Genomic DNA, 11,872 nt, shown 5'->3' with positions numbered 1-11,872 from the left:
AAACGTAAACAACTTATTTTGCTTCCTTCCGATCAACCGTTAATAACAAGCAATGGCGTATCGGAATGGAAAATCATCTTACGAGCGATACTTGGATTAAATAAGCGAGCAAATATATTTCTTTTATAGGAAGTTAATGTTATTATATCTATTTGATTATCTTTGATATACTGATCAAGTCCTTTCAATAGATTATCATTCATTACCACATCATAATGGATTTCAAGCCCGGGATATTGTTTTTGGAAATAATCCTTGATACCAGCAAGCTTAATTTCGTTCCAAGTATCCTTTGATTCAGCCAGATGTATTAATGAGACAGAAAAATGAAAGGATTTCCACGTATTGAAAAAAGCTTCAAAAGCAATCAAGTCTCTTTGATCAAAATTGGTTAGGAAAGCAATGCGTTTTACTTCATTGAATTCTTTGAACGGAGTATTTTCCGGAATGGCTAATACTGCTGTGCGGCTTCTATCAATGATTTCAGCTGTGACACTACCAATCAAGTCGATATCTTTCTGGCTTTTTCCACGTGTACCCATAATGATAACCTTAGGACGTTGCTCCTTGGCGTACCTTAAGATTTCTTCTTCAGGGATACCTTCCCGTAATATACAACTATATTTAATATCAGGGAATTCTCCAGATGCGACTTTTTCCTTTATTTTATCAGATAGTATGTTGAGGTCAGAATGCACCTGTTGGATGATTGTTTTAACAGATTCCTCATCTCCAATCTGATAATTAAAAACGTCACCATATGGTAATGATGAAGCGTATATAGGTGTAAAGTAAACATGCAATAGAATTACTTCAGAATTCTCTGTTTTTGCCAAATTAAAGCCGAATTCGCACGCTTTCATCGAATAACTGGAGAAATCGACAGGTATTAAAATTTTGTTTGATTTACTGTCCGACTTTGGCGTCTTCTCTCCCACTATACTTTCAGATAACCAAGTAGAACTTTCAGTTATTTTTAATGCACGCGGTAAATCACTTTCTTTAATTCGCAGGCGTACTCCTGAAGAGACAACTGGTTGTATTTGATTTACATTATGAATATATGTTTCTATTCCTTCATTTTCGAGGACATTTTTTAGAATCTGAGCTTTTGTATAAGTCAGAATAGCTAAGGTTACTAATTTATCTTCCATAATTTATCTATTTTTGAAGGTAAACAAATAAGAAATCCCAATTGTTTGGGCAATTGGGATTCTGTTTTATATTTTAAATTTGCATAGGTTCGGTAGCTTGTTCTTTTTGCATACTCAAGTTTATTTCATCTAAGATTTTTAGAGCCCGGTCGAGAACAGTTGTATCATCCAGCATTACAAGCCCGCCATCCGGACCGGGCTCAAGATGTATTCCGACACTTTTTCCTTCCTTGAAATTGTGCCCTCCGAAGAAGTTGCGCACTGTATCGACGTGCAAACCAAGTTCGTCTGCTATTCTATGCATGCTACCGCTAGGCAATGAATCTTTAATCTTGCGAAGTTCATTAAATGTTATTGTTCTCATGTCTCATAAATTTAATGGTTAATACTATATTGTATTTAATTTTTTATCACGCTATAAACTTAAGCAAAAAAAAAGATAAAACAAATTATTTGCTTATCTTTTTTCCTAAATTCATCTATTCTGTTTATGAATTTTATATCACTTCAATAGCGGAAGCCGGTACCCATCCTACTTTGCCGTCTTCCAAGCGAATTTCCTTCCATTCTTTCATTGAATTGTCTTTGATACTGACCTTACGTCCTTCATGAAGAATAAACAAGCTAGTTCCACTTTCACTTGGAGTGCTGCGAACTGTTACGCTAGGATTCATGACAATCGCTTCGTTTCGATTTACCAGACGTTCTTTTTGTTCTGAGGCAAACAGATTAGAACATATCATAACGATCAGGAAAACGATGCCTGCGATAAACCCTACTTTCTTCAGCATAATCTGTTTGGAGAAGATAAAGAAATAAAGAGTGATGATAAATAGAATGAATGAGACAATTCCCCATGTAGCCCATGCATCTACACTCATGCTGTTTATCAGAGCCTTAGTCCATGATACAAAGAAAACTTCCGGAACCGGTTCTACTTTATCTATTGTTTTAGCGCGCGCTACTTCCAGATTGGCACGGATATCACTGTTTCCCGGTTTCATGAGCAAAGCGCGTTCGTAATTGAGTACGGCTTTGGCTATTTCTCCAATTTTATAATAACTGTTTCCTAAATTGTAATACACATCTGCAGACTCTCCATTTTTTAATAAGGACTCATATATCTGGATAGCAGTTGTATAATCATCTTTTATATATGCGGAATCTCCTTCAGCTTTTGTTGCATCTTCCAATTTCGTATCGGGAAATGCATGTGAACCCGCATGGATAGAATCAACTTCAGTTGTTTGTATAGAATCAATGTTTTGAGATCCTTGTCCGAAACAAGTAACTGACATCGATAATAATATAAAAAACAATATTTTTTTCATGACACAATCTCTTCAGGGTTAATGTTTTATTGAATTTTCCATCCTGCTTATCACTTCTATTGAAGATGAATAAACTTTATCCATCGCCTGATTTTCATCCCCCGGAGCGAAACGAGCAAACTCACAATCATTCAATGCATTCAGGAATTCTTTAATTAATTCTTCACTTACTCCATGGTTTCTCAATTTCTCTTCAATATTGTCTTTTGATAAACGAGAGACTGGAATACTTAGTTTGTCACTGATATATCCCCACAATGCTTTCAAAACTTCATCATAGAAAGCATCTTTCTTGTTTTCAGAGAGCAGTTTACCAGCTAGTTTCATACGTTTAGTTGCTACCTTATTAGCTTTCTTTGTCTTCATCTTAGCAACATTAGCGTTTGCTGCTGCCTGTTTGCGGTAGACGATAAAGAATATGATGAAAGCAAGAGCGGGAATGATATAGAACAGCCAATACGTCACTGAGCCATAGAAGAAACTACCCTTAGGCTGGAGAGTTACTTCATTTTGCTTGATGTAACGGATGTCTTCACCCAGTACTTTCAAGTCTTCTTTGTTGGTGAAATTAGCAATCACCTGATCAGCGTTTCCTGCACCTTTTTCAACATTGATTACGTAATCTTCCGTTTTCAATGTCTTGTAAGATTTTGAACGGATATCGAAATAGCTAAAAGAAACTCCCGGAATTTTATAATTGCCAGCATGTCTTGGAATAGCCAGATACTCAATGACTTTATTTCCAGTGAGACCTTCTTGAGTTAGTCTGACTTGGTTATCTACTTTAGGATCATATACTTCAAAGTCATCCGGGAACTTAATTTCCGGATTAGAAATCAGTTTCAAGTTTCCTGTTCCGGAGATCACTAACTTGATGGTAATAGCATCATTGGTTTTCAGCTCTTTGCTATTGATTGAAGATGAGATGTTGAACTCTCCCACTCCACCTGAAAAGCTTGCGGGTTTTCCAGCAGGAAGCGGATTAACATTGATTGCTATTTTAGGAGTAACAATTGATTTCTGAACTCTGACAACATTACTTCCACCATTGAAAAATGCATCGAAAGGATCATCGGATTGGATTGCCTTACCCACTGTCATCTGGAATTGTGCCGGTTCTATAAATAATTTGCCCGATTGTTGGGGAAATAATACAAATTGACGATAGATCGTCGTATTGTAGTTACGTCCCTTATAATGCTCCTGCGTCCATCTTGCGTTAGTAGTCATCTCAATTTCTTGTGAGTGAAAACCTTTAAAGTCAGGAAGTTTGGCATTATTCAGTTGTAAGTCATGCTCTCTGGTATATATTTTATACGTCAAGACGAATGCTTCCTGTTCATATACATTTGTTTTACTGGCTGTAGCTGTAATAAACAAGTCCTGATTGGATACGCTTGTGCCAGATGAAGACGAACGTGCAGATGAACTGCCATCACTTTGTCCTCCATTACTAGCCTGGTCTTGTGGTAACACTTTCACCTTTACAGAGTTGGAAACCATCTGATTACCATCCGCAACAATAGAAGCACCGGGGATTGTATATTCACCGGCGGTATTTGCCATCAATATATAAGTAAATGTAATGCTACTCGTAGATGTGACATTACCATTCATTATCTGTGTACTACTTTGTTGAGAACGGCTCGGCCCCATCAAAACATCGAATCCTTTGATAGACGGCGCTTGAAAGTCTTTTACTTTTTGTGTGGTTACTGTATAAGATAGCCTGAATTGATCTCCTACCACCACTACATCAGGAGCGGAAGCAGTAAATGACACCTTGTCGGCAAGCGCCTGGGTGCTGTATGCTATCAATGCCATCAATATAACAATCAGTTTTTTCATTGCTTATGAAATTTATATCATCAACTTTTATTATTACCAATCTTTTTCCAGACGACCACCCTGAATAACTTTCTGTTGTTTCTTCACTTTGTCCTGCACGTCTTTCTCATCCTGCATTACAGAATTAAGCAACTGTTCAGCATTTTCCTTTGACATCTGATTATCTTGTTTTTCAGGTTTCGGCGGTTGTTGCTGGTCTTTTTGATCATCTTTCTTCTGATCGTTTTGCTTGTCTTTATTTTGGTCCTGTTTCTGATCTTGCTTCTGCTGTTGATCTTTGTTTTGATCCTGGTTTTGATCTTGATCCTGTTGGTTCTGCTGATCTTTCAACATTTTCTGTGCAAGAGCCAGGTTATACCGTGTTTCATGATCTGCAGGATTGTTACGCAGTGACATTTTATAGGCATCTACTGCCTTTGCATAATCCTTGCCAGCTTGAAAAAGTACTCCCATATTGTGATAAATATGTGCCAATTTCATTTTATCCTTTTCTATTTTGCTGGCAGAAGCATATTGCTCCATGGCATCTTGAAACTTTTGCTGTTGTGAAAGCGTATTTCCTAAATTGTACATAGATACAGTCGATTTAGGATTGACTTCCAAAGCCTTGCGGTAATTGACCTCTGCATCGACGAATACACTATCATTGAACAGACGATTTCCTTTACGGATATAGTCACGCTCTGCTTTCTGCGCCGAGATACCGGCAGCTGATAACAGAAAGGCAGCGAATAGAATATATTTCATTTTTAACATACGCATAGCTTACTTCTTATTAGAGAACAGATGAACGTTTTTGAATAATGGATTCTTACGGTCCAAAATTAACATCTCAGCTAGTAACAACAGTAAAATGATCCATGCAATAGCCTGAAACTGTTCATTGAAATCTGTATATATTTTCGATTCTACATCAGACTTAGCCATCTTACTAATTTCCTGGTTAATAGCTTTTTGAGCAGAGTTAGAATTATCCACCCGTACATAGATACCCTTTCCGTCTTTGGCTATTTCCTGGCACATAGCTTCATTCAGGCGAGTTACAATAACATTACCTTCGCGGTCGCGACGATAATCGTTCGTTCCTTCTATCGGAATAGGAGCACCTTCCGGCATACCTACCCCCAACACACTCACCTGAATACCTTTTTCAGCAGCAGCCTTAGCAGCTTCTACAGCCCCGCCTTCATGGTTCTCACCATCCGTGATGACAATGATAGCACGTCCTACTCCTTCTTGTGGAGTAAAACTGCGAGTTGCCAGATTAATTGCTTCTCCGATTGCTGTACCTTGCTTGGAAATCAGCGAAGGGCTGATAGATTCCAAAAACATCTTGGCAGAAATATAATCACTGGTAATTGGTAACTGAGTAAAAGCATCTCCGGCAAATACAATCATACCTACCTTATCATTATCTAACTCATCCACCAATCTGGATACCAGTCTCTTCGCCTTTTCCAAACGGCTAGGCTGAACATCTTGTGCCAACATAGAATTGGATATATCCAGAGCGATAATCACTTCCACTCCTTTACGCTTCACCGTTTCCTGCTTAGAACCAAATTGCGGGCGGGCCAGCAATACCGAGAATAAGCCGATAGCAGCAAAAATGAGCCAGAACTTCACATCCGGACGATATTTAGATACATCCGGCATCAATTGCGCTAACAATTCCGGATCTCCAAAACGTCGGATATTTCTTCGTCTCCTGTAGTTGGAATACAAGTAGAAAGCTGCTAAAAACGGTAACAGCAGCAATAAATATAAATATGCAGGTTCTTCAAATCGAAACATCTTCTTCCTATTTTACGATTTACAAATCACGATTGACCCAACATTCCTACGGAATTTTCTTGAGTATTGAATTACGTAATAAAACTTCCAGCAATACACAAAGGAAGGCAGCCAGTGCAAACCAGCGATAGTCTTCCTCCCGCTTGCTATACTCTTTCACGTTCAGCTTTGTTTTCTCCAGCTTGTCTATTTCTTCATATACCTCTTTCAGTTTCGAGTTGCTCGTAGCTCTGAAATAGTTACCATCCGTAGTACCGGCAATCTGAGTCAATGTTTTCTCGTCGATTTCTACCGGCATATTGATGTACTGTACCGTATTGCCGACCGGATAAGGATATGGAGCCATTCCGTTCGTACCCACTCCGATGGTATATACACGGATACCAAAACTTTTGGCAATCTCGGCAGCTGTCAATGGTGAAATATCTCCCTTATTATTTGTACCATCTGTCAATAAGATGACCACTTTTGATTTGGCTTTACTGTCTTTCAGGCGGGTTACGGCGTTTGCAACTCCCATACCTACTGCCGTACCATCTTCGATAAGCCCACATTTGATATTATGAATCATATCCAGCAATACGGCATGATCTACAGTCAGGGGGCATTGAGTGAACGTTTCTCCGGCAAACAGAGTGATACCAATATTATCATTCGGGCGTCCGTTAATAAATTCAGCAGCTACATCTTTGGCAGCTTCCAGTCTGTTCGGCTTCAAGTCTTCTGCCAGCATACTGGTGGACACGTCGATAGCCAGCATAATATCAATTCCCTCTATTTCGCTGTTTTGCCACTTATTAGTGCTTTGCGGACGTGCAAGTACTACAATTATCAATGCTAATGCAATGACACGTAGTATAAATGGAGCATGCAGCAAATAATTCTTATAACTTTTGGGAGTATGCGCATATACCCGTGCATCCGAAATCTGGAGCGTAGCCTCAGATTTCTTTCGCTTTAAGATATACCATACAATATAAGGTATAAGCAATAATAGCAAAAACAGATATTCAATATTGGCAAAAACCATTTTATTTTCGATTTAACAGTTTACTATTTAGTATTCACACCACATTATGCAAAGAGATCATAAAGCTGCATACCTATATATATAAAAGTACCGATTAATGCTGCAGATAAGAATACAATACCGCAGATTAATAATATTTTGGTACGCAGAGAACGTTTCTCGATGATTGTGATTTCCGTTGGTTGCGGTTTCTGATTCTCCTCTTCCGGTTGCTTTGTCTCGTTGATAAAATCGATTGCGTTAATCAAATTCGCATCGTTTTCATTCATTTGCGGATCATGTTTGGCAAACTTTACCAAATCCGCTGTCTGGAAGAGTTCCTTCAAATCCGATATAGCATCTTTATCGTTCATTTCCAATAACTTATCAATGATTTCAGAAGAAGTCATTTCAAGTGCGTTGAATCCGAAACGATCCTTGATGTAGGTACGAAGAGTATCCGTCAGTTCTGTATAGTATGTCTTCGGCTCTCCCTTCTGCCATACCTTCTCACTCTTGATACGTTCGATTTCTTTCATCGCAGCCTGATGTGGCGGCAACTTAGGTTCTACTTTTATCTTGCGGATAATAGGTTTATTATCACGGATACGAATGATCAGATAGATTAACAGACCGAGCAAAGGTAATGCAAGGAATGAGCAACCGATTAGTCCATACCAGTCTTCCCAGGCAAAAGGTGCTTTCATCACTGTTTTTTGTCCGAAGAACTGGTCCGGATGTAAAGTGTCGACCGGCATCGAATATACTTTCAGTGCCAGTGCTTTTGATCTATATTCTTTGCCATCCACTGTGACGGGCATTGGCGGAAGATAATAGAGAGCTGAATCAAACGAGGTGATAATATATTCCTGAGTGATCAGCATCCGTTGGCGATCATTCAGAAATTGCGTATCCGGTTTGACAGTTTCTATAATTTCTACCCCACGCACCAGCGTATCGGTATAAGCAGGAAAGACAGCACGTTGCTTGGCGTCCATCGCTACTTGTAGTTGTACTTTCGCTTGTTCGCCAATTAATATCTGCAACGAATCTATCTTGGCTTCAACCGTAACAGACTGTGCTACAGTTCTACCCATAGGCAGCAGACATAACAATGCTATCAGAATAATATTTCTATTCATTTTTGATTCCATTAATTTCGTTTGGCAAATAAATTCAACAATGCCTTTACGTAATCCTGGTCGGTTCTCACAGATACGGAGTCTACATTACTTTTGGTAAATGTGTCGTTCAGTTCAGTCTGTTTGTTGATCCACCAGTCACGGTGTGCCCGGCGTACAGCTTTGGAAGAAGTATCGATCCATTGTTCATGACCGGTTTCCGCATCCTTTATCCGCATCAGTCCTACCGGAGGAAGATCACTCACTCTCCTGTCATACACCTGCAATGCCACTACGTCATGCTTCCGGTTGGCGATAGTCAAAGCGTTCTTGAAGTTGTCCTGATCGATGAAGTCGGATAAAATAAACGCAGTACAACGTCTTTTCATTACATTAGTCAGATACTCCAATGCCAGACGAATATTGGTACGGCGGCTTTCCGGCTGAAAGTCAATCAGTTCGCGGATAATATATAGAATATGTTTACGCCCCTTTTTGGGAGGAATAAATTTCTCTATCCGGTCTGAAAAGAAGATCACACCAATTTTATCGTTGTTCTGGATAGCGGAGAATGCAAGAGTAGCTGCAATTTCCGTTACCATATCCTTCTTCAGTTGTTTCACTGTACCAAATTCCAAACTTCCGGAAACATCGACCATCAACATCACTGTCAGTTCGCGCTCTTCTTCAAACACTTTCACATAAGGTTTGTTGAATCGTGCTGTCACATTCCAGTCGATGTCGCGTATATCGTCGCCAAACTGATACTCACGGACTTCCGAGAAAGACATACCCCTACCCTTGAAGGCCGAATGGTATTGGCCTGCAAAGATATTGTTAGACAGTCCTCGTGTCTTGATTTCAATCTGACGAACCTTTTTTAATATTTCACTTGTTTCCATTTATGCAATAGTTAAGTAGCGCAAATTAGGGCACTTCAACCTTGTTCAGAATCTTGCTGATGATTTCGTCCGAAGTCATGTTGTTGGCTTCCGCTTCGTAAGTCAATCCGATACGGTGACGGAGAACATCATGTGCAACAGCACGTACATCTTCCGGAATAACGTAGCCACGGCGCTTGATGAAAGCGTATGTACGGGCAGCCAGAGCCAGATTGATAGAAGCACGGGGTGAACCACCAAATCCGATCATGTCTTTCAGTTCTTTGAGGTCGTACTTTTCGGGGAAACGGGTTGCGAATACAATATCCACGATATAGCGTTCTATTTTCTCATCCAGATATACCTGACGAACGACTTTGCGGGCTTCGATTATTTCTTCTGCTTTTAGAATAGGTTTCACATTGAACTTCTCTCCGTTGATATTCTGACGGATAATCAGTTTTTCTTCTTCCAGTTTCGGATAGTCAATCACTACTTTCAGCATGAAACGGTCTACCTGTGCTTCAGGAAGCGGGTAAGTACCTTCTTGTTCGATCGGGTTCTGGGTAGCCAGAACTAAGAAAGGTTCCGGCAACATAAATGTTTCTTTGCCGATAGTAACCTGGCGTTCCTGCATGGCTTCCAGCAAAGCACTTTGTACTTTGGCCGGAGCACGGTTTATTTCATCCGCCAATACGAAGTTGGCGAAGATAGGTCCTCTTTGTACTTTGAAAGATTCATCTTTCTGGCTGTAAACCATGGTACCGATAACGTCAGCCGGCAATAAGTCTGGAGTGAACTGAATACGGCTATATTTCGCGTCAATCAGTGAAGCGAGTGTTTTAATAGCCAAAGTTTTTGCCAAACCGGGAACACCTTCCAGAAGAACATGTCCATCGGAAAGCAATCCGATAAGCAGTGATTCAACCAAATGTTTCTGACCAACAATGATTTGGTCCATACCTGTCGTAAGATTGGTAACGAAAGCACTTTGTCTTTCAATCCGCTCATTCAGTTCGCGGATATCAATTGATTCAGCCATAAATACTTAATATTTTATTATTTAATTCTCAATAATTAGATGTAAGACTTACCAGTGTGTAAGGCTTCTAAATTCGCTCCCAAAAGTACGCCATATAATTAACGATTGCAACTAATTTTTATTAAAAAACAATGCGAAATCTTTAGATTAAGGTACTTTCATACGCTTTTGTACTTACATAACATTTCACCCGGCTATACATTACTGTATGAGCCGGGTGAATGAATCGTTTTTGTTTTTATTCTTTTGTAAGTTCCGGTATCTCGATTGTTGTACCGTATGGCACGTTATCGGGGTTCTTAATTACTTTCGGGTTGTGTTTTACGATGTATGGCCACATCGCTTTTGTACCGTAAAAGCGTAATGAAACTCGTGTTAAAGTTTCCCCCTCTTTAATGGTGTATTTTGTTTTGGTACCGGTAATCTTATAGGATGCAGAATCCGAATATACCGAGGTTGCAGGCTGTTGCTGTTGGGCAGGTTTACTTTCTGCTTTGACAGGTTCCGCTGCCGGTTCCTTCTTGACTACAGGTTTTGGCTGCACAGTTTCGTCGGGCATAACAGGAGCTGCCTCCGCTACTGTATCTTTTTGCACAATTGTATCAGAAAGTTGTGCTTCCGGCTGAACAGGCTGAACGGCCTCCGGCATGTCGACTATATCCTTATCAGAATCAGATGAAGAAGAGAATAAATCCGGGTAATAAATAAACAGAATAGCTCCTCCACACAATAACAAGACTATAATAATCGTTGCTATCAGATAAGGAATCGCTGATTTCTCCTTTTTATCACTGTCTTTATCGGTATAGGCGGCTTTCGGCTGTTCTGTTTCCGGTTCTTTTTTCGGTGTTGCAGGTTCCATATTCGCTTTATAAAGTTCTTGGGCGATAATTTGTTCTGCAGTAGTTTCTGTTTTTTTCTTCTCTGTTTCTGGTTCTTCTATAATTGTTTCTTCCGAAGCTTCTTCAACCGGCTCTTCTGTTGCTGCCGGACTGAAGTCAGGTTCTAATGGAGTTTCTGAAGGTTCCTCTTCTGAAGAATCTTCAAGTATTGATTCCGATTCGGCTTCTGATTCCAATAATTCTTCGGTCATAGGTTGCTCTATAACAGCAGGTTCCGGTTCTGTTTCTGTCGGAACGGTTTCATTCGTATCGGTCTCCTCTCCTTTAACCGCAGCCACTGCTTCAGTTGCCGGTTCTTCTATTGCGGGCTCTTCCGGCTGTATTTCTTCCTGAGTATCTTCATCAGTATTTTTATCCTCTGTAACTTCAGAATCGACCATTTCGGCTTCACTGTCAGCAACCGAGGCTTCTTCCTCATCGGATTCCTCCATCGGAGTATCTTCCAATACCGTACCCTCATTTAGTACTACCGTCTCAAAATGCGCAAAAGGCTTATTTATCGTATCTCTGAGCGTCGTGTCCGGAGTAAACGATACTTTGGTGTGCCCTTTTATCTGAAAACGCTCCCCAGTGTTGACATTAACGCTTTCCCGGCTATCGACATCAACAAGTTTGAAAGTCCCCAATCCTTTGATTTTCACAGTCTTCTCATTCTCCAGGGCTTGTTCTATCAAGAGAAAGAACTCTTTGACGAATGCTTCGGCATCCTTCTTGGTCATGCTATGTTTAGCCGCCAATAAGTCGATAAGGTCTTGAATTGTCAGTCTTTCATTCATAATTGGGAAAATAT

The 11,872-nt window shown here is 39.9% G+C and carries 11 protein-coding genes; all 11 read right to left on the bottom strand.

Going from position 1 to position 11,872, the window contains the following annotated elements; translation table 11 throughout:
• Positions 1 to 32: 32 nt before the first annotated feature.
• Positions 33 to 1,154, bottom strand: a complete 1,122-nt coding sequence (locus K6V30_RS16115; protein ID WP_010538008.1) for a universal stress protein — start codon at positions 1,152 to 1,154, stop codon at positions 33 to 35.
• Between the two features lie 73 nt (positions 1,155 to 1,227).
• Positions 1,228 to 1,518 (bottom strand): hypothetical protein, encoded by a 291-nt coding sequence (locus tag K6V30_RS16110; protein ID WP_029425549.1) that lies wholly within the window; start codon positions 1,516 to 1,518, stop codon positions 1,228 to 1,230.
• A 133-nt stretch (positions 1,519 to 1,651) separates the two neighbouring features.
• Positions 1,652 to 2,485, bottom strand: a complete 834-nt coding sequence (locus K6V30_RS16105) for a tetratricopeptide repeat protein (RefSeq protein WP_022301484.1) — start codon at positions 2,483 to 2,485, stop codon at positions 1,652 to 1,654.
• Positions 2,486 to 2,503: 18 nt separating this feature from the next.
• Positions 2,504 to 4,333 carry a BatD family protein gene (locus K6V30_RS16100; RefSeq protein ID WP_022301483.1) on the bottom strand — a complete coding sequence of 610 codons (1,830 nt, stop codon included), beginning with the start codon at positions 4,331 to 4,333 and terminating at the stop codon, positions 2,504 to 2,506.
• Positions 4,334 to 4,366: 33 nt separating this feature from the next.
• Positions 4,367 to 5,089 carry a tetratricopeptide repeat protein gene (locus K6V30_RS16095; protein ID WP_171033391.1) on the bottom strand — a complete coding sequence of 241 codons (723 nt, stop codon included), beginning with the start codon at positions 5,087 to 5,089 and terminating at the stop codon, positions 4,367 to 4,369.
• A 9-nt stretch (positions 5,090 to 5,098) separates the two neighbouring features.
• On the bottom strand, positions 5,099 to 6,127 hold the full coding sequence (locus K6V30_RS16090; RefSeq protein ID WP_010538003.1) for a VWA domain-containing protein: 1,029 nt from the start codon (positions 6,125 to 6,127) through the stop codon (positions 5,099 to 5,101).
• Positions 6,128 to 6,173: 46 nt separating this feature from the next.
• A complete protein-coding gene (locus tag K6V30_RS16085; RefSeq protein ID WP_010538002.1) occupies positions 6,174 to 7,157 on the bottom strand; it encodes a vWA domain-containing protein in 984 nt (327 codons plus the stop codon).
• A gap of 44 nt (positions 7,158 to 7,201) precedes the next feature.
• Positions 7,202 to 8,290, bottom strand: coding sequence for a BatD family protein (locus K6V30_RS16080; RefSeq protein WP_010538001.1), 1,089 nt, complete (start codon positions 8,288 to 8,290; stop codon positions 7,202 to 7,204).
• On the bottom strand, positions 8,290 to 9,159 hold the full coding sequence (locus K6V30_RS16075; RefSeq protein WP_008761572.1) for a DUF58 domain-containing protein: 870 nt from the start codon (positions 9,157 to 9,159) through the stop codon (positions 8,290 to 8,292). Before K6V30_RS16075 ends, K6V30_RS16080 begins: the two co-directional genes overlap by 1 nt.
• A 25-nt stretch (positions 9,160 to 9,184) precedes the next feature.
• Complete coding sequence (locus K6V30_RS16070) at positions 9,185 to 10,180, bottom strand: AAA family ATPase (RefSeq protein WP_008761573.1); 996 nt, start codon at positions 10,178 to 10,180, stop codon at positions 9,185 to 9,187.
• 238 nt (positions 10,181 to 10,418) lie between these two features.
• A complete protein-coding gene (locus tag K6V30_RS16065; protein WP_010538000.1) occupies positions 10,419 to 11,858 on the bottom strand; it encodes an HU family DNA-binding protein in 1,440 nt (479 codons plus the stop codon).
• Between the last annotated feature and the right edge of the window lie 14 nt (positions 11,859 to 11,872).

This window comes from Bacteroides faecis (assembly GCF_020091505.1).
Classification (GTDB): domain Bacteria; phylum Bacteroidota; class Bacteroidia; order Bacteroidales; family Bacteroidaceae; genus Bacteroides; species Bacteroides faecis.
The sequence above is the reverse complement of the archived record's forward strand: the minus strand, read 5'-3'. Positions and strand labels throughout refer to the sequence as shown.

Coding starts and splice junctions, on each gene's coding strand:
- K6V30_RS16090 (WP_010538003.1), bottom strand. CDS start 6,127: ATGTTTCGATTTGAAGAACCTGCATATTTATATTTATTGCTGCTGTTA.
- K6V30_RS16065 (WP_010538000.1), bottom strand. CDS start 11,858: ATGAATGAAAGACTGACAATTCAAGACCTTATCGACTTATTGGCGGCT.
- K6V30_RS16095 (WP_171033391.1), bottom strand. CDS start 5,089: ATGTTAAAAATGAAATATATTCTATTCGCTGCCTTTCTGTTATCAGCT.
- K6V30_RS16100 (WP_022301483.1), bottom strand. CDS start 4,333: ATGAAAAAACTGATTGTTATATTGATGGCATTGATAGCATACAGCACC.
- K6V30_RS16115 (WP_010538008.1), bottom strand. CDS start 1,154: ATGGAAGATAAATTAGTAACCTTAGCTATTCTGACTTATACAAAAGCT.
- K6V30_RS16080 (WP_010538001.1), bottom strand. CDS start 8,290: ATGGAATCAAAAATGAATAGAAATATTATTCTGATAGCATTGTTATGT.
- K6V30_RS16075 (WP_008761572.1), bottom strand. CDS start 9,159: ATGGAAACAAGTGAAATATTAAAAAAGGTTCGTCAGATTGAAATCAAG.
- K6V30_RS16070 (WP_008761573.1), bottom strand. CDS start 10,180: ATGGCTGAATCAATTGATATCCGCGAACTGAATGAGCGGATTGAAAGA.
- K6V30_RS16105 (WP_022301484.1), bottom strand. CDS start 2,485: ATGAAAAAAATATTGTTTTTTATATTATTATCGATGTCAGTTACTTGT.
- K6V30_RS16110 (WP_029425549.1), bottom strand. CDS start 1,518: ATGAGAACAATAACATTTAATGAACTTCGCAAGATTAAAGATTCATTG.
- K6V30_RS16085 (WP_010538002.1), bottom strand. CDS start 7,157: ATGGTTTTTGCCAATATTGAATATCTGTTTTTGCTATTATTGCTTATA.